Here is a 23573-nt window from a genome sequence, read left to right on the forward strand (position 1 = left end):
AAAAAGGATAAAAGAGTTGCAAAATGTAAGGAAAGTACATATGCTTTAAAAGATTTTAAAGATGAACAATATAGAATATCTCAAGATATATTCTGTAGAAGTACTATCTATAATTCAAAAGTAACTTGTATGCTAGACAATTTATATGAATTAGATGAAATTGGTATAAATATATTTAGATTAGACTTTACATTAGAGGATGGCGAAAATGTTAAAAAAGTAATACAAGCTTATCAAGAAGTACTAAACAATAATTATAAGATTGGAGTCAAAGCAACTAAACTTTATAATGAATTAGATAGCACAGGGGTTACAGCAGGACATTATTATAGAGGTGTAGAATAAATAAAAAATTGTATTTAATTATGAAATCAAAGAATGAATTTATATTATTTAAGTTCATTCTTTATATTAAATAAATGTATATAAAGTATTATATTTAGGAGGAAAAGGGAAATGAGAGAACAAGCAATAGAATTAGTAAATAAGTATTTAGAAAGTGAGCACTTGATAAAACATTCATATGCAGTAGAAGCAGTAATGAAATCATTGGCTAATAAATTAGAACCAAATAAAGCAGATGAATGGGCAATAGCAGGACTTTTACATGATTTGGATTCAGATATGTTAGATTATAAAAATAATGAAGAAGAATCAAAAAAGCATGGTATTAAGGCAGTCGAAATTCTTCAAAATGAGAACTTTGGAAATGAATACATATATCAAGCCATAAAAGCACACAATGAAGATTGTAATGGTATAAAAAGAGAGAGTGTAATGGACAAAGCTATATATGCGGCAGACCCTATAACTGGATTTATAACTGCTATAACGCTTGTTTACCCAGATCAAAAAATATCTAGTGTAAAAGTAAAATCTATAACTAAGCGTATGAAGGAATTAAGATTTGCAGCAGGAGCTAATAGAGAAGCTATGAAAAGTATAGAAGAATTAGGAATTCCATTTGCTGAATTTGCACAACTATCACTAGAAGCTATGCAGGGTATAAGTGATAAACTAGGATTATAGTAGTATTGCTTGTAAAACTTAGGATAATTGACTATATTCAATAAATATGATATTATTATCAACATAATAAAATTGAATAATGCTCTGGGTATTAAGTATATCCAGAGCATTTTAAATTTAAAGCAACGGATATCATGAATTATGAAAGTGAGATATATAATATGAGTAGAAAAAAAATATTCAATGGAAAAAAATTAAAAACAGCTAGAATGTATAGAGGAAAAACAATAGATGTATTAGCACAAGAAACTAAAATAAACAAAAAAGATATACTTGCATTTGAAGAAGATAAATACAAGCCAGTAGTAGAAAATGAAATGAAATTATCAAATGCATTAAAATTCCCAAGAGAATATTTCTTTGAAAATGATAATATAAAGGTAGTAATTGAAAATACACATATAAGACCGGAATCACCAATACCAAGAGTTGAAGAAATATCATATAAAGAGAAATTAGTAATGACTCACAAATTAATATCTTTCATAGAAAGATATATAAAATTCCCAGAAATGAAACTTCCTGATAATTTAACTAAATATGATGATATGGAAGAATTAGCAACAAAAGTTAGAAGATTTTGGGGATTAGGAGATGGACCTATAGGAAACATGGTAACTTTATTAGAAGTTAATGGAATATCTATATCAGGAATGAATATAGATAAAAGAGGTGCATTATCATTTACTCAAAAGCAAAGCATAGAAAGAAATCCAAGATACTTAGTATCTTTAGGAAATGATAGAAAATCTGCTACAATAAGAAATTATGATTTAGCTTATGAATTAGCGTATATAGTATCTGTTGAAGCAGGAATATCATCTAAGAAATTCTCAAAAGATGAATTTGCTTGTGCGTTTTTATTACCAAAGGAAACTTTCTTTGAAGATTTAGCAAATGTAGAAGAACTAAATGATTATGTTGAGTTAAAGAAAAAATGGATAGTTCCAATATCAGCAATGATCCTAAGAGCATATCAATTAGAGGTTATAAATTATAAGAAATATATGTATTTAATGAGAGAAATGGAAAAGCAAGGATGGCTAAAGAAAGAACCTTTAGATGATAACATAAAAGGAACAAATCCTGCTTTATTAAAGAAATCTGTAGAAATGTTAATAGATAATAAGATAATGAGTGGAACAGGAATAGTAGATAACTTAGCTAATAGTGGATTAAGTCTTTATCCAAATGATATAGAAATGTTATTAGGATTAAAAGATGGAATGTTATCACCAAAAGGTAGTCTTAAAAATAACAATGTAACTAAAGTTAACTTTAAAAATAAGAAATAAGACTTAAAAATATTTATAAAAAAGTAGCATGATTTTAAATGAAATCATGCTACTTTTACTATCAGCAGAATAAAATATAAAATTAACCATTTTATCTAATGGATAAAGTAAAGTATCTTAATATACTTATTAATATTGATTCATAGATTTTAATATAGCAACTAAGTAATTCCAAACATTTTCAGTAGAAGAAATACTTAAATGTTCATTAGGCGTATGAACTTCAAACATATTAGGTCCAAGAGAAATAGCTTGTGCATGAGGCATTTTATCTAATAATAATCCGCACTCAAGACCAGCATGTAGAGCCATTATCTCAGGTTTTTTACCAGCAAATTTCTCATAAGTATTAACACAAATTTCTTCTAATTTAGAACCCTTAGTATATTCCCAAGCAGGATAATCACTTTCTAATTCAAATGTACCACCTAAAGTTTCAGATAATAAAGATATTTTATTAGTTATATTATCTTTTAAAGTTCTAACAGAACTTCTAACAGCGCACTCAAAAGTAATTTCATTGTCATTAGTTCTTAAAACACCTAAGTTAGTAGAACTTTCTACTAATCCTGTTATATCCATACTCATAGATTGAATACCATTAGGAATTAAAGTTAACATTCTTACGACTTTATCAGCACAGTTGAAAGTAAGAACTCTATCTGCTGTAGTTTCACTACATTCTACAACAATACCAGAATCAGAAGTACTAAATTCATTTTTAAATATAGTAGTCATTTCTTCTATACACTTCTTAGCTTTATCAACGTCATTCTTATCAACAACTATAACAGCCTCACATTCACGAGGGATAGCGTTATTTTTAGATCCACCTTCAACCCTAGCTAAATCATAATTTACACATAATGAATTTAATAATCTACCCATTAATACATTAGAATTAGCTCTTTGCTTTATAATATCCATACCAGAATGTCCACCAAGTAATCCTTTGATTTCAACTAATAAAGCTTGCTTATCACCTGAAATATCAGTATATTCAGCATTTAATTTAGACCAAGCAGTAACTCCACCAGCACAACTTACTAATAAGAATCCTTCTTCCTCAGAATCAAGGTTTATTATGTACTCACCATTAAGCATTTTACCGTCTAAAGCCATAGCTCCAGTCATACCTGCTTCTTCATCACTAGTAACTAAAAGTTCTATTTGTGGATGTTCTAAATCATTAGATGCAAGAACTGCCATACCCATAGCAACAGCGATACCATTATCAGCACCAAGAGTAGTACCACTTGCATATATCATGTCACCATCAACTCTTAATTTAATAGGATCTTTTTCAAAATCATGTTGAGTATCTTTATTTTTTTCGCAAACCATATCCATATGGCCTTGAAGTATAACTCCAGGACAATTTTCATAACCCTTTGTAGCAGGTTTTCTTATTATTATATTCAAAGCATCATCTTGAATAGTTTCAAATCCTAATTTTTCTCCAAATTCTTTAAGGAAATCACTTATTTCCTTTTCATTTCCAGAACCACGAGGTATTTGAGATATTTCTTCAAAATATTTAAATACAGATTCCGGTTTTAATCCTTTTAGCACATTTTCCATAATTGCCAGCTCCTTTAGTAGTAAATTCGATTAAGATAACTATTTTAAATAAATTATATACAAAAACCATTAATTTTAAATATCTAAATAAACTTTTTTATAGTACAAATAAACTATGATTATGTATAATATATAAATAGCTATATAAATATTATAATACAAATATACATAAAATACACATTATAAAATAAATAGATAGTATTAAGGAGGACATATGAATCCCAAATCATTAAGAGTTTTAGAATTCAATAAAATAGTAGATCTATTGAAGAGTAAATCGTCATCTTCATTAGGTATGAAATATATAGACAAATTAAATCCAAGCTCTGATTTTGAGGAAGTTAAGCATATGCTAGAAGAAACTAGTGAAGCTCAAGCTATACTTATAAAAAGAGGATCAGTTGGATTACAAGGAATACATGATATAGAAGATAAAGCTAAAAGAGCTAATGTGGGAGCATCATTAGACCCTGGAAGTTTAATAATGATAGCAGATACATTAAGAACAGCAAGAACATTAAAAAATAGCTTAGCTTCAAGTGAGGAAGAAGATTTTAATTATCCTATAATACAAGCATTATCAAATTCTTTATACGCATACAGAGATATAGAGGATGCTATTTACAATGCAATAATAAGTGAAATAGAAATATCTGATAATGCATCATCTACACTTAGAGATATTAGAAGAAGAATTGTACAAAAAAATCAATCTATAAGATCAAAATTAAATTCTATAATATCTTCTACTACATATCAAAAATACTTACAAGATGCCATAATCTCAGTTAGAGGAGATAGATTTGTAGTACCTGTAAAATCAGAGTATAGGTCACAAGTAGCAGGTATAGTTCATGATCAATCATCATCAGGAGCAACATTATTTATAGAACCTATGAGTATAGTTGATATGAATAATGAACTTAGACAATTAAGGCTTAATGAAAAAGAAGAGATAGAAAGAATATTAGCTGAGCTATCTTCAATGGTTGGAGAAGTAAGTAATGATTTAATATCTAATCAAGAAATATTAGGTAGGCTAGATTTTGCATTTGCAAAAGGAAAATTATCTATACAAATGAGAGGTGTAGAACCTACATTAAATGAAGATAAATTTATAAATATAAAAAATGGTAGACATCCACTATTAGAAAAAGATAAAGTTGTGCCGAATACAGTTTATTTAGGGAGAGACTTCCATACATTAGTTATAACTGGACCTAATACAGGTGGTAAAACAGTAACTATAAAAACAGTAGGTTTATTTGCACTTATGACACAAAGTGGATTACATATACCAGCAGATTTCGGAAGTAGTATGTGTGTATATGATAATGTATTTGCAGATATAGGAGATGAACAAAGTATAGAGCAAAGTTTATCTACATTCTCATCTCATATGACTAATATAGTATCAATATTAAAAGATGTAACAGAGGATTCATTAGTTATATTTGACGAATTAGGAGCGGGAACAGATCCTATAGAAGGAGCAGCCCTTGCCATAGCGATATTAGAAGATGTATACATGGCGGGAGCGAAATGTATAGCAACAACTCACTATAGCGAAATAAAGAATTATACACTAACTAAAGAAGGTGTAGAAAATGCAGCGGTAGAATTTGATTTAGAAACTTTAAGTCCGACATATAGATTGCTTATTGGTGTTCCAGGAAAGTCAAACGCCTTTGAAATATCTAAAAAGTTAGGTCTTAATGATTATGTAATTTCAAGAGCTAAAGAATTTATAAATACAGAAAATATAGCGCTAGAAGATGTACTTCAAAATGTTGAGAAAAATAGAATAAAAGCTTTAGAAGAAAGAGAAGAAGCAGAAAGATTAAAAGCTCAAATAGAAAGATTAAAAATTGAATATGATGAAAAAATTGCGAAGATATCAACACAAAAAGAAAAAATGATAGAACAAGCAAAATCAGAAGCATTTAGGATTACAAGACAAGCGAAAGAAAATGTTGATAATATAATAAAAGAACTTAGAACATTAGAAGAAGAAAGAGCTTCAAGAGAAAAAAATCAAAAAATAGAAGCACTTAGAAAAGAATTATCAAGTTCGATGGGAAGTCTTCAACCGACTGTTAAGAGTATGATAGTTCCTAAAGTAGCAAGTAAAGAAATCAAAGATTTGAAAGTAGGAGAAGAAGTAAAAGTTATAACACTTAATCAACAAGGTAGCGTAGTTTCAGTTGATAAAAATAAAAAAGAAGCAGTGATACAAATTGGTATAATGAAAATGACTTTACCATTTAAATCTCTTCAAAAAGTTAAAAAAGATGTAAAATCTACAGTTACTAAGTCAACAAGAAATATAATAAAATCTAAATCAGGTAAGGTAAAAAGTGAAGTTGATTTGAGAGGAATGAATTTAGAAGAAGCTATTATGGAAGTTGAAAAATATTTAGATGATGCTTATGTAGCAGGATTAGAATCAGTTACGGTAATACATGGTATAGGAACAGGTGTATTAAAAGCTGGGCTTCAAGATGTATTAAAGCGCAATAGACATGTAAAATCTCAAAGAGCTGGTCAATATGGCGAAGGTGGAGCAGGTGTAACTATAGCTACTTTAAAATAAATGTCAATAAATCATTTATAATTTCACTATATCGTGAATTGAACTTTAGAGAAGTGAATTTAACATATAGTGAAATGTAAGTTTTATTAATAATAAGGTGGAATATATATGATATTAGTATCAGCGTGCTTGGTTGGAATAAATTGCAAATATAATGGAGAAAATAATAAAAATGATAAAGTAATAGATTACTTAAAAGATAAACAATTCATAATTGTTTGTCCAGAACAGTTAGGTGGAATGAGTACACCTAGAGATCCATCTGAAATAATTCGCTTAGACGGAGATGCAGTTATAAAAGGTCAAACTAGTGTAATTAGTAATAAGAGGCTAGATGTAACAAATAAGTTTAAAATAGGAGCAGAAGAAGCATTAAAAATAGCAAATATGTATAATTGTAAAGAAGCTATTTTAAAAGAAGGAAGTCCTTCCTGTGGTTCTAATTATATATATGATGGAACATTTACAAGTCGAAAAATAGATGGAGAGGGAGTTACGACAGCTTTATTAAGAAGTCATGGAATAAAAGTAATGAGTGAAAAAGAATTATAATAAAATATAACTAACTAAATACAGTAAATAACTTGAAAAAACTCAGGAATTGATTTACCATAAAGTAATAAGAGTAAGAGAGAGGAGAAATAGCATGCAAGATTTCAAAATAGCAATAGCAGAGTGCTTAAAAGAAAAGATAGAAGACTTATCATTAGAAGAAATAGTAGGATTAATAGAAGTTCCACCAAATAAAGATATGGGAGATTATGCCTTCCCTTGTTTCAAATTAGCGAAAGTATTTAGAAAAGCTCCTAATATGATAGCTGCAGAGTTATCAGAAACTATAGAAGCTCAAGGTGCTATAGCTAAGGTTATTCCATTAGGAGGATATGTTAATTTCTTCGTTAATAAATCTCAATTGGCGGAAAGTGTTATAAAAGACGTATTAACACAAAAAGAAAATTACGGACGTAGTGAAGTAGGAAAAGATGAAAATGTTATAGTTGAGTTCTCATCTCCTAATATAGCTAAACCTTTCCATATAGGACATATAAGAACTACTGTTATAGGAAATGCTTTATACAAAATGTATGAATCACAAGGATATAACACTACAAGAATAAATCATTTAGGTGACTATGGTACTCAATTTGGTAAGCTAATAGTAGCTTTCAAAAAGTGGGGAGATAAAGAGGCTGTAGAAGCTAATCCAATACCAGAGTTATTAAAACTATACATACAATTCCATGACGAAGCTGAAAATTATCCAGAAATGGAAGATGAAGCAAGAGCATGGTTTACTAAGTTAGAGAACGGTGATGAAGAAGCTACTGGATTATGGCAATGGTTCAGAGATGAAAGTTTAAAAGAATTCAATAGAGTTTATGACTTATTAGATATAGAATTTGATTCTTTAGCAGGAGAAAGTTTCTACTCTGATAAAATGCCTAGAGTAATAGAAATGTTAGAAGAAAAAGGTCTTTTACAAGAATCTAAAGGAGCGAAAATAGTAGATTTAGAACCATATAAAATGCCACCAGCACTTATAACAAAGAATGATGGTTCAACATTATACATGACAAGAGATTTAGCAGCGGCTATATACAGACATGAAACTTATAACTTTGATAAGTGTGTATACGTAGTTGGTTCTCAACAAAACTTACACTTTGAACAATGGTTTAAAGTTATAGAGCTTATGGGATTTGACTGGGCTAAGAACTTACTTCATGTTGGATTTGGTATGGTTGCATTAGAAAATGGAACTATGTCTACAAGAAAAGGTAGAGTAGTATTCTTAGAGGATGTTCTAAAGCAAGCTATAGAAAAAACAAAAGAAACAATACTTGCTAAAAACCCTAACGCTTTAAATGCTGATGAAATAGCAAAGCAAGTAGGTGTTGGAGCAGTAGTATTCCAAGAATTATCTAACAGTAGAATAAAAGATTATACATTCTCATGGGATAGAACATTAAGTTTTGATGGTGAAACAGGACCATATGTTCAATATACTCATGCTAGATGTTGTGCAGTACTTAGAAAAGCTAATGAAGAAGTAACTACAGATATAAACTATGAATTATTAAATGATGTCGATAGTGCAGAAGTATTAAAAGTTATAGCATCTTTCAATAAGTGTATACTTACAGGTTTAAGAAAGAATGAACCTCACTTAGTAACTAGATTTGTTCTAGACTTAGCTCAAGCATTCAATAAATTCTACCATGACAATGCAATATTAGTTGAAGATGCAGAATTAAGAAAAGCAAGACTTGCTTTAGTTGCAGCTACTAGACAAGCTATAGAAAACGGACTTAAGTTATTAGGAATGCATGCACCAGAAAGAATGTAATAAAATAAAAAAAATACAGGGATGTCGAAAACTGATACTTTACATCTAAAAATGTAATATCGTATAATAGAAGTAGATAGTAGAATACATAAAATTTTTTGTACACTACTATCCCCCTGTATAAACGGCAGCTTATAAGCTGTCTCTTTTTTTTTAGTTAGTCAGGTAGGAGTATATTAAATATAGTAGATGATAAAAATAATTATTATATAGTATTACGTAAGGAAGGTAATATTGATGAAAGATGATATAATAAGAAAATCCTATATAGCAGCATTTGATATAGGTGATAAATGTTTAAAAGATTTAATTATAATAAATACAAAATGTTTAATAGATGATAATACACAACGCTGTGTTTATGTAGACAATAATAGACTCAAAGATGAATTAATTTACTATAGATATTATGGAGAAAAACCGGTATATAATAATATATTAAATATATTACTCCCAATAATTCTTTCAAATACTAATATACAAAAAAGTGAAGATGTGACTGTAGATTTAATTCAAAAATATGTAAGATATTTAAAAAGAGAAGATAACTTATTTGAATATATATTAAGTGCAGTGGTATATAATAATATAATTCATAAAATAATAGAAGATAAAAATATAAAATATGAAAATTTATTGCAAGATATAAAACAAAGAATAATAGGTTTTTCTATAAATTTAGACAAAATTAATACTATAAAATTTCAAATGGCAAGAATAAAAGCTATACAAGAAATTGATAAGTACATAGATCTAAAAATAGAAGATTATAATGACAATAAAATAGTATGTAGTATGTTAAATATTTTATATGATATATATATAGAAAATAGAGAAGTTAAAAATGATGGAATTTTAAGTATAAAAAAATCTATATTATCTATATTAGGAGAGCAAGAAAATCTAAATATAGATAATATAGACTTTATTTTATCAATGTCACAATATATTATCAAATTGAGAAAGTATAAGATTAATAAAGAAAATTATGATAAAAATGCAGATCCACGAAATTTAATTAGTTTTGAAGCTGGGGATACTGCACTAGATCCTATACTTAATCAAATAACAATCGTATCAAAGAATTTTAGTAATAATATACTTCATATAAATATAAAATCTAAGTCGGGTATATATGAACTAAAATTTAAGAAATCGTAAGTTATTAATTATTATTTTCTAAATAATTTACGAATTGTTCTTCAGTAGTATCAGTTAAAAAACATAGTTCTTTTATTATACTATTTCTAAGATCAATAAAATCTTCAAGGCCAGTGTTTTCATTTGTATATTCTAGGGCCTTTACAATAAGCAATAAATCTCTTTTTGATAAAGCGTTGATAGATACTTGGTCAATTAATTCCATAAAAAACTTCCTTTCTAAATCAGATATACTTATAATACTATTATTCTACAAAAAATATGGAAAAACCTTCTGTTAAAAAAAATTTTGATAGAATTTTACATATACTATTTTAACCTAAAAATAGCACAAAAATATACAACAATATTAAAAAGAGGTGAAATAATTGAAAATACTACTAACAACTCTAAATTCAAAATTTATCCATACGAATTTAGCAATAAGATACTTAAAAGAGTTTGTTAAAGACTTAGTAAGTGTAGATTTAAAAGAATATACAATAAACAATGATTTAGATTATATATTAAAAGATATACATAAGAACGACTATGATATAATATTATTTTCTACATACATATGGAATGTAAATGATATAGTTAAATTATGCGATAATATAAAAAAAATTAAGCCTAATACCAAAATAGCTTTAGGTGGCCCAGAAGTAACATATGATAGTGAATGTTCTATGAGAAACTATCCATTTGTAGATTATATTTTATGTGGTGAAGGTGAATTAGTATTTAGAGATTTGGTAATGCATTTACAAGGTAATAAAAATATAGAAGATGTTGAAGGTATAGTTTATAGACAAAAAGACCAAATAATAACTAATAGGCCTAAAGCATTATTAGAAAACCTAGATGAAATACCAAGTCCGTATGAAAATTTAGATCCAAGTGAATATGAAAATAGAATAGTTTATTATGAAACATCAAGAGGATGTCCTTTTAACTGTCAATATTGTTTATCATCAACACTTAAAGGATTAAGATATTTTAGTATAGATAGAGTAAAAAGAGATTTAAAAGCATTAATAGATGCAAAAGTATCTCAAATTAAATTTATAGATAGAACCTTTAATGCAAATAAAAAATTTGCTAAAGAAATTATGAACTTTTTAATGAAAAATGATAATGACTATACTACATATCACTTTGAAGTTACAGCACATTTGCTAGATGATGATATGCTAGATTTTTTATCAAATTGTAAAGAGGGATTATTTCAGTTTGAGATAGGTGTTCAAACAACAAATCAAAAAGTGTTAGATGCAGTAGGAAGAAGAGATGATTTCAAAAAATTATCTTATGTAGTTCAAAAGATAGCATCATATAGAAATATACATCAACATTTAGACTTAATTGCGGGACTACCTTACGAAGATTATTGTAGTTTTAAAAAATCATTTAATGATGTTTTTAACTTAGGAATAGAGCATTTACAATTAGGATTTTTAAAGATGATAAAAGGAACAGGTGTCAGAAATACTGCTAAGGAACATGGATATAAATATAAGGATTATCCGCCATATGAAGTTTTATATAATAACTATATAAGTTATTCACAGATACTAAAACTAAAGGATATAGAAGAAATATTAGAAAAGTACTATAATTCTAAAAATTTTGTATTATCTATGAGATATATAATATTTAATTATTATAAAGAAAGTCCATTTAAATTCTTTGAAGAATTTGCAACATATTTTGATGAAAATGGATATTTTGATATGGCTCAAGGAAAAAATCAATTATATAAAATATTATTAGACTTTTATAATGATAAGATAAATGTGAAAAATGAAATTTTTAATGATATTTTAAAATATGATTATATATCACTAGGAAAAACATCTAATATACCAAATTTCTTTAATAAATTAGATATAGAAGATTTTAAAAATAGATGTCATGTATTTTTACAAGATGAAGAAAATATATCAAAGTTTTTACCTCAATTTGTAAATACACCAGCTAAGCATATAATAAAACATGTACATTTTGAGCCTTTTAAGTTTAATATAATAAAATTAAAAGATAATATAAATAGTGAAATTGAAAAAATAGACAATATAATATTATTTATATATGACGATAAAAAAATATTTGAAAAATCGAAAGCGCATAGTGTGGAAATATAAAAGGAGATTTAGTATGAAATTTAAAATAGAAAAATACTTACTAAAAAAAGCTGAAGAGTTAGCTTTTATAACTATAAAGCATGATGGAGAATTCCAAGTGGAAGGGTATAGCATTCCAAGCGGTGGACTAGATGTACCTATAAAAAATGAAGTATTAGTTAAAGGAATAAAGGAAAAGACAGCTCAAGACAAAATAAATGCAATGTCTATAGCAGATGCAATGATATTTATGATTGGTATAGATAGTCAATTTAAAAACAATGGTGAATATAGAAAGTTTTTAGATGCATTTGCTAAAAAGATAAACTTAGATTTAAGAGCATATATGGGATATATGTCTAGAAAGTATTTTGATATTGGAGAATGTACAGATTCTTTAATATATTTAAAATCACTTATAACTATGCATCCTGAGGATATAGAGGGATTATATCATTATGCAATAGTGTGCCAAGAAGTTGCTAAACAATATCAAAAAGATATGGAAAATGATGCAATGAATAAGTTTTTACTTGAAGCATTGTCTAAATTAGAAATGGTTATTGCATTAGACGAAGGATTTGCATTAGGATATTATCACTTAGGATACCATTATTACAATCAAGGTCAATATGTAAAGTCTAGAGTAATATGGGAAGAGGCTTTAAAAATAGGTTTAGACGCTGATTTAGTAGCTGAAGTACAAGAGAATATAGGTAAAATGGATTTTAAAGTTCAATATGAAGAAGGATACAATCTTGTATTCCAAGGAAAATGTGAAGAAGGTCTAGAAAAGTTACTGCCGCTAGAAGAAGACCACTCAGACTGGTGGAATTTATTATTCATGATAGGACTAGCTTATAAAAACATGAATGAAATTGAAGAGGCTAAAAAATATTTTGAAAAAATATTAATAATAAAACCACATCAAGTAGATGCAATGGTAGAGCTAGGGCTTTGTGAGGCTAGTATGTTTAATATAGAAAAAGCTATAGAATATTTTGAAACAGCAGCTAAAATAAAAGAAGACCCAGAAATATTATGTAATTTAGGAATGGCATACTTAAATAAAGGCGATTTAGATGATGCTATTTATTATATAGAAAGAGCATATGAATTAGATCATCAGGATGAAATAACTATAGCTTGCCTAAGAGAACTTGATAAATATAGATAAAACTCAACTTTGATTAATTAAAAAAGACTTCTAATTTTAGAAGTTTTTTTTTGCATAAATATGCTATTATTTAAGTAGATATGAAAAGGGGGACATTAATATGATAAAAAGTTTAAATGACATGTTAAATCAACTTAAGGGACAAGACAAAGTAATACTTTCTGTAGCAGCTGCAGAAGATAAAGAGGTTTTAATAGCTATAAAAGATGCAGTAGAAAAAGAAATAATAAAACCTATATTAGTTGGACAAGCAGAAAAAATACAAGCTATAGCTAAAGAAATAGATTTTAATTTAGTGGATATTAAAATTATAAATTCTGAAACAATAGAAGAAAGTGCTAAGATAGCTGTTGAATTAGTATCAAACAAAGAAGCTGATTTTGTAATGAAAGGATTATTAGATACATCTGTACTTTTAAAATCAGTATTAAATAAAGATTATGGACTTAGAACTGATAGTTTACTAAGTCATGTTATGATATATGAACTTGAGAAATATCACAAATTATTATTATTAACAGATGGAGGAATGAATATAGCTCCAGACTATGAACAAAAAGAAAAAATATTAAAAAATTCTATACAAGCAGCAAAATCTCTAGGTATAAAAACAGTTAAAGCTGCATGCTTAGCAGCTAAAGAAAAGGTAAATCCTAAAATGCAAACTACAGTAGATGCAGATTTATTGCAAAAAGCTTGCAAAGACGGTAAATTTGGTGAGAATGTTATAGTCGAAGGACCTCTAGCATTTGACCTTGCAGTTTCTAAAGAAGCTAGCGAAATAAAAGGATTCAAAAGTGAAATATCAGGAGATGTAGATATATTATTAGTTCCAACGATAGAAGTTGGAAATGGAATAGGTAAAGCATTTACATATATGGCAAATTCAAAATCAGCTGGGATAATAATGGGGGCAAAAGCACCTATAGTTTTAGTATCAAGAGCAGATAGTTATGAATCTAAATTATATTCAATAGCATACGGAGCATTAATTGCGAAAAGTATGAAAAAATAGAAAACTTAAAAATATATATACAAACAAATAAATTGGTACTATAATGAAGGTGAATATTGGTAAACGTTTTGTGAAGTTATTAAATATGATTTATTTATAAATCATATTTAATAACCAATGACAAAAAAATAACAATGTTAAAAAATAACTAAAAAGAATAGAAATTTAAAGATAATTTTACGTAAAAAAAAATATTTAGAAACTAATTTTGTTGAAAAATCGTTAAAAAAATACAGATTTAACAAAATTTAGTATATAATCAAATTAGGCAATTTATAATTTGAGATTTTACAATAGACATAATTTTTTTATCACCGAAGGATTTAAAAAATCAAAAAAAGGGGATAGGAATATGGATAAAAAAATGTTAACTATCGATTTAAATAGCCATGTCATGTTAGATAAGGCTGAAAAAGATGGCGTAGAGACTATGTACGATAGAAAGCTAGCTATGAAAGCACAATGTGGATTTGGTCTTCAAGGTAACTGCTGTAGAATATGTGGAATGGGGCCATGTAGAATAACTCCAAAAACTCCAAGAGGATTATGTGGAGCGGATGAGCATGTTATAGTAGGAAGAAATTTTGCAAGAATGGTTGCAGCAGGATCAGCGGCTCACTCTGACCATGCTAGAGATTTAGCGCATACAATGGCTTTAGCTAGTCCAGATGGTAACTATAGAATAAGAGATGAAAAGAAATTAATAGACTTAGCACAAGAGTGGGGTGTAGCTACAGAAGATAGAGATATCTATGATATAGCTCATGAAGTAGCTGATATAGCACTAATGGAATTTGGGAAGCCACATGGAACATTAAGATTTATAAAAAATGCTCCAAAACAAAGACAAGAAGTTTGGAAAAAATACGCAATAGAGCCAAGAGCTATAGATAGAGAAATAGCTACAATAATGCATTCAACTCATATAGGATGTACTGCTGATATAGATAGCTTAATACATATGTCATTAAGAACAGGAATGGCAGATGGTTGGGGTGGATCTATGATAGGAACAAGATTTAGTGATATTCTATTTGGAACTCCAACAGTAAGACAAACAGAAGCTAACTTAGGTGTACTAGAAAACAACAAAGTAAATATAGTACTACATGGTCATGAACCAACATTATCAGAGATGATAGTTTTAGCTTCAGAAGACCCAGAATTAGTAGCGTTAGCTAAGGAAATGGGATCTGAAGGAATAAACTTAGCAGGTATGTGTTGTACAGGTAATGAGGTTACAATGAGACATGGAGTAAGAATGGCAGGAGATTTCCATCAACAAGAACTTGCAATTATAACAGGAGCTGTAGAAGCAGTTGTAGTTGACGTTCAATGCATATTCCCAGCATTAGCAAAAGTTGCTGATTGCTATCATACAAAATTCATAACAACTTCTCCAAAAGCAAAAATTTCAGGATCAACATATATAGAATTCTGTGAAGAAACAGCATATGAAGATGCTAAGAAAATAGTAAAAGAAGCAATATTAAACTTCAAAAATAGAAATCAATCAAAAGTTCATATACCAGAATTAAAATCAAGTGCAACTGTTGGATATAGTATAGAGGCTATAGTACCTCAATTAGATAGAGTTGTAAACTCGCATATAGATCCAGCTGGTACTGTTAAACCATTAACAGACTGTCTGAAGTCAGGAGTATTAAGAGGAGCAGCTGGTGTTGTTGGATGTAATAATGCTAAAACTGTTTCAAATGAAGCTCATGTAACCATAATGAAAGAATTAATCAAAAATGACGTAATAATAGTTACTACAGGATGTGCTGCTCAAGCAGCTGCTAAGGCTGGATTAATGGATAAAGATGCGGCTAAGAAATATGCTGGAAAAGGTTTAGCTACAGTTTGTGAATTAGTAGATATCCCACCAGTATTACATATGGGATCATGCGTTGATATAAGTCGTATATTAGAATTAGTAAGTGCTTGTGCTAAATACTTAGATATGGATATGAATGATCTTCCAGTAGTAGGGATAGCTCCAGAATGGATGTCTGAAAAGGCAATAGCTATAGGATGTTACGTTGTTGCATCTGGTATAGATACTTATTTAGGAGTAATGCCTCCAGTAGCTGGTTCATCAAGAACAGTAGAAATATTAACTGAAGGATTAAAGGATAAAGTAGGAGCAAGCTTTACAGTTAATGAAAACTGCCAGGAATTAGCTGCTACTATAATAAGTGATATAGAAAAGAAACGTGTTCACTTTGAAAAGTTAGTAGAAGAAAAAATGGTAGCTGAAGTTGAAGCTTAATAATTAAATATAAATTAGAAAACTATGAATACTACTTTGAAAAGTTAGTAATGGATAAAATCAGTTCAAAGATGAACTAACTATAGTTTAATTTTTGTGTAAAAATATAAAATAAATTTAAAATATAAAGTAAAATGATAAAATATAAAATAAAAGATAAAAAAATAACAAATAAACATAATAAAAAACAACAAAAAATAAAGTTGTAAATGACAAAAGGTGGTATAATAATGAAAATAGCAATAACTGGTAAAGGTGGAGTAGGTAAAACGACTTTTTCTTCAATGTTGTCTAGAATGTTTGCTGAAGACGGGTATAGAGTTGTTGCTGTAGATGCCGATCCTGACGCAAATTTAGCTTTAGCATTAGGTTTTCCAAAAGAAGTATATGATTCAATAGTACCTATATCAGAAATGAAAAATTTTGTATCTGATAGAACTGCTGCATCAGTAGGTTCATTTGGAAAGATGTTTAAATTAAATCCTAAGGTAGATGATATACCAGAAAATTTCTGCAAAGAATACAATGGTGTTAGATTACTTACTTTAGGAACTGTAGACTCAGGTGGATCTGGATGTGTTTGTCCAGAACATGTACTATTAAAGAGATTATGCTCTCACTTAATACTACAAAATAAAGATGTAGTTGTTATGGATATGGAAGCAGGAATTGAACATTTAGGAAGAGGAACTGCTGAAGGTGTAGATGCATTTATAGTAGTTGTTGAACCAGGTGAAAGAAGTTTACAGACTTATAGAAAAGTTAAAAAGTTAGGAAATGATATTGGTGTTAAAAAAGTATTTGTTGTAGGTAATAAAATTAGAAATAAAGAAGATGAAGAGTTTATAATCTCCAACATAGAAGATGGAGAAGCATTAGGATTTATTTATTATAATCAAGATGTTATAAACTCTGATAGAGCAAATCAATCTCCATATGATACAAGTGAAGTAACAAAAAAACAGGTAAAAGCAATACAGGGAGAGTTATTACAATTGCAAAATCTGTAATTAAAAAGTTAATAAGCCGACCATCAACTAGCCTTGATGGTTAGCTAATATACATAGTGTCACATAAATTTATTAAAATATTTAATTTTAGGAGGAGATTTAGTTATGGGATTCAAATCTGATATTGAAATAGCTCAAGAAGCTCAACCACAAGATATAAGAGAGATAGCTAAGAAGTTAGGCTTAGGAGAAGATGATGTAGAACTATATGGTAAGTATAAAGCTAAAGTAGACTATAATCTATTAAAAAGAGATAATGGTGGGAAGAAAGCTAAGTTAATATTAACTACAGCTATAAACCCAACTCCAGCAGGAGAAGGAAAAACTACTACTACTATAGGAGTTGCTGATGCATTAGCTAAGCTAGATAAAAATGTATTAGTTGCTTTAAGAGAGCCATCTCTAGGACCTGTATTTGGTGTTAAAGGTGGAGCAGCTGGTGGGGGATATGCTCAAGTTGTACCTATGGAAGATATAAACTTACACTTTACTGGAGATTTCCATGCTATAGGAGCTGCAAATAACTTATTAGCAGCTATGCTTGATAACCATATACACCAAGGAAACACATTAAGAATAGATCCAAAGAAAATAACTTGGAGAAGATGTGTAGACATGAACGATAGACAATTAAGAAATATCGTTGATGGATTAGGTGGAAAAGGTGATGGAGCTGTAAGACAAGATGGATTTGATATAACTGTTGCTTCTGAAATAATGGCAGCATTCTGTTTAGCAAGTGATATAGCTGACCTAAAAGTTAGATTAGGTAGAATAATAGTTGGATATAGCTATGAAGGTGAACCTGTAACTGCTGAACAATTAAAAGCTAATGGGGCTATGGCAGCACTATTAAAAGATGCATTAAAGCCAAATTTAGTTCAAACATTAGAAGGAACTCCTTCATTTGTACATGGTGGACCATTTGCAAATATAGCTCATGGATGTAACTCTGTTATAGCTACAAGAATGGCTATGCATTTTGCTGATTATGTAGTAACAGAAGGTGGATTCGGTGCTGACCTTGGTGCTGAGAAGTTCTTAGATATCAAGTGTAGAATGGCTAACTTAAAGCCTGATGCAGTTATAATAGTTGCTACTGTAAGAGCATTAAAATACAATGGTGGAGTAGCTAAAGCTGATTTAAATGAAGAAAATTTAGAAGCTTTAGAAGCAGGACTTCCAAACTTATTAAAGCATGTTGAAAATATAACTCAAGTATTTAAATTACCTGCAGTTGTTGCTATAAATAGATTCCCACTTGATACAGAAGCTGAGCTTAAGCTTGTTGAAGAAAAGTGTAAAGCATTAGGTGTTAATGTTGCGCTTTCTGAAGTTTGGGCAAAAGGTGGAGAAGGTGGAATAGAAGTAGCTAAGGAAGTAATAAGATTAATAGATGAAACTGAAGAAAATAAGTTTGAATTCTGTTATGAAGATGATTTATCTATAAAAGAAAAGATAAATGCTATAGCTACTAAGATATACGGAGCTGATGGTGTAGACTTTACGCCAGTGGCTTCTAAAGAAATAGAAAACTTAGAAAAATTAGGATTTAGCCATATGCCTATATGTATGGCGAAAACTCAATATTCTTTAACTGATGATCAAACTAAACTAGGAAGACCAACAGGATTTAGAATAACTGTAAGACAAGTAAATGTTTCTGCTGGTGCAGGATTCATAGTTGCACTTACTGGTGAAATAATGAAGATGCCAGGACTTCCAAAAGTTCCAGCAGCTGAAAGAATAGATGTTGATGAAAATGGAGTAATCGCTGGATTATTCTAATATTATATAAAAAAATTAAAGTAGAGTGTGGTTTTTGCCACACCCTACTATATACATAATATAAAAAAATTAAAATAGAGTGTCGTTTTTGCAAAACCATACTGTATACAAAATATAATACCTTTAGAGCACTCAAGGGGGAAGATGATGAAAATATCAGAAAAAAGTTGTGTTGAGTTTGTAGAAGTACTAGCTTCAAAATCAGCAGTACCTGGTGGCGGTGGAGCTGCTGCACTAGTAGGTGCTGTAGGTATGGCATTAGGTAGCATGGTATGCAACTTAACTATAGGAAAGAAAAAATACGCAGAGTATGAAGAAAGCGTAAAAGAAATATTAACAAAAGCAGGAAAAATAGAAAATCAATTATTAAATATGATAGACCAAGATGCCGAGTGTTTCCTACCTCTTTCAAAGGCTTATGGACTTCCTACATCAACTGAGGAAGAAAAGAAGATAAAAGAAGAAACAATGGAAAAGGCACTAAAATTAGCTTGTGAAGTACCAATAAGCATAGTAAGAGTATGCTTTGATGCTATAAAATTACATGAAGATTTAGTTGATAAAGGATCAAAACTTGCTATAAGTGATGTAGGAGTAGGGGTTCAATGTTTAAGAGCTGCTATACTTAGTGGACAATTAAACGTAGTTATCAACATAAATTCTATAAAAGATATAGAATATGTTAATAAAGTAAAAATGGAAGTAGATAGTTTAGTTGAAGAAGGCGTAAAAATCTGTGATGAAGTATACGCTAAAGTTGAAAAAGCATTAGGAAAGTAATTATTAAAGAAGAAAATAGATGCCATTTATATGGTATATATCATAAATAAACCAAATTTTATAGGGGGCGTTGAAACAATGGAAGTAACTGCAACTAAAGGACAAATAATAAAAGGTAAACCAGTAGCTGATAAAATAAGTGAAAGTTTAATACAAGAAGTTAATGAATTAGTTAAAGAGGGTATAAGTCCTAAGTTAACAATAGTTAGAGTAGGAGCTAGAGGTGACGATTTAGCATATGAAAGAGGAGCATTAAAAAGATGCCAAAGTGTGGGAATAGCTACAGAAGTTTTAGAGTTAGCAGAAGATATAACTCAAGAAGAATATGTTAAAGCTTTAACTGAAATAAATAACGATAAAAATGTTCATGGTATATTATGTTTTAGACCTCTTCCTAAGCAATTAAATGAAGAAGTTATAAAATACGTAATAGCTCCAGAAAAAGATGTAGATAGCTTCAGCCCAATAAACTCTGCAAAAGTTATGGAAGGTGATACAACTGGATTCCCACCATGTACTCCAACTGCAGTAGTTGAAATATTAAAGCACTACGGAGTTCAATTAAGTGGAGCTAAGGTAGCAGTGCTTGGAAGATCAATGGTAGTTGGAAAACCTGCTGCTATGCTTTTATTAAATGAAAATGCTACTGTTACTATATGCCACTCTAGAACTAAAGATTTAGCTAAAGTAACATCTGAAGCAGATGTTTTAGTAGCTGCTGTAGGTAGAGCAAGAATGGTTAAAGAAGAATTCGTAAAAGAAGGAGCAGTTGTTATAGATGTTGGCATAAATGTTGATGCTGATGGTAACTTATGTGGAGATGTTGATACTAATGCAGTATCTGATAAAGTATCTATGATAACTCCAGTTCCTGCAGGAGTAGGTTCTGTAACTACATCTATACTTGCTAAGCATGTAGTTAAGGCTTGTAAGTTACAAAACAACAAATAAGAGATAAGTTTTAGGGGGGAATAGAGATGATAATTTCTGAAAAAAAACCAATGGAAGACGTATTAGGATTCTTAAAAAATGATGAAAAAATTATCTTAGTTGGTTGTAGTCAATGTGCAGCTACTTGTAAAAGTGGTGGAGAAGAAGAAGTTCTTCAAATGAAAGAAGCACTAGAGTCAGAAGGGAAAAATATTTTAGGATATATAATGTTAGATCCAGCTTGTAATCTTTTAAAAACTAAAAAAGATTTAAAAACTTTAAAGGATGAATTAAAAGAAGCTGATGCTATATTATCTTTAGCTTGTGGAGACGGAACACAAACTATAGTTAAGAATGTAAAAAAATTACCAGTTTATCCAGGAAACAACACTATGTTTATAGGGGAAACAAAAAGAGTTGGGGAATTCGAAGAAGCTTGTAAGGCTTGTGGAGAATGTGAACTTGGATGGACAGGTGGAATATGTCCAGTAACTATGTGTGCTAAAGGATTAATAAATGGTGCATGCGGTGGAGCTAAAGATGGTAAATGTGAAGTAAGTTCGGAAAATGACTGTGCTTGGATAATGATCTACAATAGATTAAAAGACATAGATCAATTAGATAATATGTTAGAAGTAAGACCTATGAAGGATTATTCTAAACAAAATAATCCAAGACACTTAAATGTAAAGAAAAAAGAAGAAGCAGCAGCTAACGCTTAAAAGCTTTTAAAAGGTTAAAAAGGGGGATTTTTTCATGAGCTTATTAAGAGAAACATTAGAAAGTGGAAAGTTTGCAGTTACTACGGAAATGGCACCGCCAAAAGGAACGGATCTTTCTCATTTAATAGAATGTGCTAAACCATTAGTTGGAAGAGTTCATGCAGCAAACGTAACTGACTTTCAATCTGCAGTTATGAGAACAACTTCACTTGCAACTTGTAAGTTATTAAAAGATATAGGATTAGAACCAGTTTTACAAATGACTGGTAGAGATAGAAACAGAATAGCAATACAAGGAGAAATGTTATCAGCTGGTTTATTTGGAATAAACAATATGTTAGCTTTAACAGGAGACCATACAGTTGTAGGAGACCATCCACAAGCTAAGGGTGTATTTGATTTAGACTGTGTTGGAATACTTCAAACAGCTGAAACTTTAATGAAGGGAACTGACTTAGTTGGAAACTCATTAAAAGGATCTCCAAAATTCTACTTAGGTGCATCTGTAACTCCAAGATATGCTCCATTAGAATTACAATTAATGAAAATGCAAAAGAAAATAAATTCAGGAGCTAAATTTTTCCAAACTCAAGGTGTTTATGATATAGAGACAATGAGAGAATTTAGAAAAGCAACTAAAGATATGGACTGCAAAATATTAGCAGGTATAATACCGTTAAAATCTCCAGGAATGGCTAAGTTCATGACTGCGAATGTTCCAGGTATATTTGTTCCAGATGAGCAAATAGAAAGATTAAGAGCAGCAGGAAAAGAGAACTGGGTATCTGAAGGTATAAAAATGGCAGGAGAATTCATCAAACAATTAATCGATGAAGATTTATGTGATGGTGTTCATATAATGGCAATAGGAGCAGAAGAAAATGTTCCAGCTATATTAGATGCTGCAGGATTATAAAATTATTAAAAATTCATAAGATTAATTTAACTATGGAGGAAAATCAAATGAAAATAGCAGTTATCGGGGGAGGTCCAGGCGGATACGTTGCGGCTATAAAAGCTGCTATGCTTGGTGCAGAAGTAACAGTGATAGAGAAAAGAAGAGTTGGAGGTACTTGCCTAAACGTAGGATGTATACCAACTAAAGCATTACTTGCATCTTCTTCTATGTTAATGAATATAAAGGAAGCTAAAGATTTCGGAATCAATATAGATGGCGAAATTAAAGCAGATTTCTCAGCTATAATGGCTAGAAAAGATAAGATAGTAAGCCAATTAATAAGTGGAATAGAATTCTTATTTGAAAAAAGAGGAGTAAACTTAGTTAATGGATTCGGAAGATTAGTAGATAAAAATACTGTAGAAGTTACTAAGGAAGATGGTTCAAAGGAAATGATAATAGCTGATAAAATAATATTAGCTAATGGATCAGTTCCAATAGTACCACCAATGTTCCCTTATGATGGAAAAACTGTAATTACTAGTGATGAGGTTTTAGGATTAACACAATTACCAGAATCTATGCTAATAGTTGGTGGTGGTGTAATAGGTTGCGAAATTGGTCAATTCTTAAGAACTTTAGGGACAGAAGTGACTATAGTGGAGATGAATGAACAATTATTGCCATTTGAGGATAAAGATGTCGCAAAACAGTTGCAGAGACAGTTCAAAAAGGATAAAATTAAAGTATTAACAGGTATTGGGGTTCAAACTTGTGAGGTAATAGACAATCAAATTGTAGCAACACTTTCTAATGGAAAGCAAGTTAAAGCTCAATATGCATTAGTTGCAGTAGGTAGAAAACCAAATCTTG

Annotated in this window: 20 protein-coding genes; 18 read left to right on the forward strand and 2 right to left on the reverse strand. The window is 29.6% G+C overall.

Features of this window, described 5'->3' with window-relative positions:
• The 3 genes from VLM92_RS10255 to VLM92_RS10265 form a co-directional block, all read left to right on the forward strand.
• A partial coding sequence (locus VLM92_RS10255) for a U32 family peptidase (RefSeq protein WP_325276249.1) occupies nt 1–345 on the forward strand: 345 nt, incomplete at its 5' end.
• A 111-nt stretch (nt 346–456) separates the two neighbouring features.
• Nucleotides 457–1029 carry an HD domain-containing protein gene (locus tag VLM92_RS10260; RefSeq protein ID WP_325276250.1) on the forward strand — a complete coding sequence of 191 codons (573 nt, stop codon included), beginning with the start codon at nt 457–459 and terminating at the stop codon, nt 1027–1029.
• 161 nt (nt 1030–1190) lie between these two features.
• Nucleotides 1191–2324 carry an XRE family transcriptional regulator gene (locus VLM92_RS10265; protein WP_325276251.1) on the forward strand — a complete coding sequence of 378 codons (1134 nt, stop codon included), beginning with the start codon at nt 1191–1193 and terminating at the stop codon, nt 2322–2324.
• A 129-nt stretch (nt 2325–2453) separates the two neighbouring features.
• Here the strand turns inward: VLM92_RS10265 and VLM92_RS10270 are convergent, their stop codons facing one another.
• Entirely contained in the window at nt 2454–3905 is a 1452-nt protein-coding gene (locus VLM92_RS10270) for an aminoacyl-histidine dipeptidase (RefSeq protein WP_325276252.1), read from the reverse strand.
• A gap of 214 nt (nt 3906–4119) precedes the next feature.
• Here VLM92_RS10270 and VLM92_RS10275 point away from each other — a divergent pair, with 214 nt between their 5' ends.
• The 4 genes from VLM92_RS10275 to VLM92_RS10290 all read left to right on the forward strand — a co-directional run bounded on the left by VLM92_RS10275 (nt 4120) and on the right by VLM92_RS10290 (nt 10006).
• Nucleotides 4120–6498: an endonuclease MutS2 gene (locus VLM92_RS10275; RefSeq protein WP_325276253.1), complete on the forward strand. Its 2379-nt coding sequence runs from the start codon at nt 4120–4122 to the stop codon at nt 6496–6498.
• Between the two features lie 108 nt (nt 6499–6606).
• A complete protein-coding gene (locus VLM92_RS10280; RefSeq protein ID WP_325276254.1) occupies nt 6607–7050 on the forward strand; it encodes a DUF523 domain-containing protein in 444 nt (147 codons plus the stop codon).
• Between the two features lie 94 nt (nt 7051–7144).
• On the forward strand, nt 7145–8845 hold the full coding sequence (gene argS, locus VLM92_RS10285; RefSeq protein WP_325276255.1) for an arginine--tRNA ligase: 1701 nt from the start codon (nt 7145–7147) through the stop codon (nt 8843–8845).
• 237 nt (nt 8846–9082) lie between these two features.
• Nucleotides 9083–10006, forward strand: a complete 924-nt coding sequence (locus tag VLM92_RS10290; protein WP_325276256.1) for a hypothetical protein — start codon at nt 9083–9085, stop codon at nt 10004–10006.
• Between the two features lie 4 nt (nt 10007–10010).
• On the opposite strand, the gene VLM92_RS10295 is transcribed toward VLM92_RS10290, so the two are convergent.
• Complete coding sequence (locus VLM92_RS10295) at nt 10011–10211, reverse strand: hypothetical protein (RefSeq protein WP_325276257.1); 201 nt, start codon at nt 10209–10211, stop codon at nt 10011–10013.
• A 163-nt stretch (nt 10212–10374) separates the two neighbouring features.
• Here VLM92_RS10295 and VLM92_RS10300 point away from each other — a divergent pair, with 163 nt between their 5' ends.
• From VLM92_RS10300 to VLM92_RS10350, 11 genes are all read left to right on the forward strand, one after another.
• Nucleotides 10375–12129, forward strand: coding sequence for a B12-binding domain-containing radical SAM protein (locus tag VLM92_RS10300; protein ID WP_325276258.1), 1755 nt, complete (start codon nt 10375–10377; stop codon nt 12127–12129).
• 13 nt (nt 12130–12142) lie between these two features.
• Entirely contained in the window at nt 12143–13285 is a 1143-nt protein-coding gene (locus VLM92_RS10305) for a tetratricopeptide repeat protein (protein WP_325276259.1), read from the forward strand.
• 100 nt (nt 13286–13385) lie between these two features.
• On the forward strand, nt 13386–14300 hold the full coding sequence (locus VLM92_RS10310; protein ID WP_325276260.1) for a bifunctional enoyl-CoA hydratase/phosphate acetyltransferase: 915 nt from the start codon (nt 13386–13388) through the stop codon (nt 14298–14300).
• A 352-nt stretch (nt 14301–14652) separates the two neighbouring features.
• Complete coding sequence (cooS, locus tag VLM92_RS10315; RefSeq protein WP_325276261.1) at nt 14653–16572, forward strand: anaerobic carbon-monoxide dehydrogenase catalytic subunit; 1920 nt, start codon at nt 14653–14655, stop codon at nt 16570–16572.
• A 230-nt stretch (nt 16573–16802) separates the two neighbouring features.
• The gene (locus tag VLM92_RS10320; RefSeq protein WP_325276262.1) at nt 16803–17582 is read left to right on the forward strand and encodes a carbon monoxide dehydrogenase accessory protein CooC; all 780 of its coding nucleotides are present in this window, start codon (nt 16803–16805) and stop codon (nt 17580–17582) included.
• A 105-nt stretch (nt 17583–17687) separates the two neighbouring features.
• A complete protein-coding gene (locus VLM92_RS10325; protein WP_325276263.1) occupies nt 17688–19370 on the forward strand; it encodes a formate--tetrahydrofolate ligase in 1683 nt (560 codons plus the stop codon).
• A gap of 147 nt (nt 19371–19517) precedes the next feature.
• Nucleotides 19518–20150 carry a cyclodeaminase/cyclohydrolase family protein gene (locus VLM92_RS10330; RefSeq protein ID WP_325276264.1) on the forward strand — a complete coding sequence of 211 codons (633 nt, stop codon included), beginning with the start codon at nt 19518–19520 and terminating at the stop codon, nt 20148–20150.
• 78 nt (nt 20151–20228) lie between these two features.
• Nucleotides 20229–21101 (forward strand): bifunctional 5,10-methylenetetrahydrofolate dehydrogenase/5,10-methenyltetrahydrofolate cyclohydrolase, encoded by an 873-nt coding sequence (locus VLM92_RS10335; protein WP_325276265.1) that lies wholly within the window; start codon nt 20229–20231, stop codon nt 21099–21101.
• Nucleotides 21102–21127: 26 nt separating this feature from the next.
• Entirely contained in the window at nt 21128–21802 is a 675-nt protein-coding gene (locus VLM92_RS10340) for a methylenetetrahydrofolate reductase C-terminal domain-containing protein (protein WP_325276266.1), read from the forward strand.
• Between the two features lie 34 nt (nt 21803–21836).
• Nucleotides 21837–22718 (forward strand): methylenetetrahydrofolate reductase, encoded by an 882-nt coding sequence (locus VLM92_RS10345; protein ID WP_325276267.1) that lies wholly within the window; start codon nt 21837–21839, stop codon nt 22716–22718.
• A gap of 47 nt (nt 22719–22765) precedes the next feature.
• Nucleotides 22766–23573 (forward strand): dihydrolipoyl dehydrogenase family protein (locus VLM92_RS10350; RefSeq protein WP_325276268.1); only part of this gene is annotated, 808 nt, incomplete at its 3' end.

This window comes from Romboutsia sp. (genome assembly GCF_035470145.1).
Lineage (GTDB): Bacteria > Bacillota > Clostridia > Peptostreptococcales > Peptostreptococcaceae > Romboutsia_D.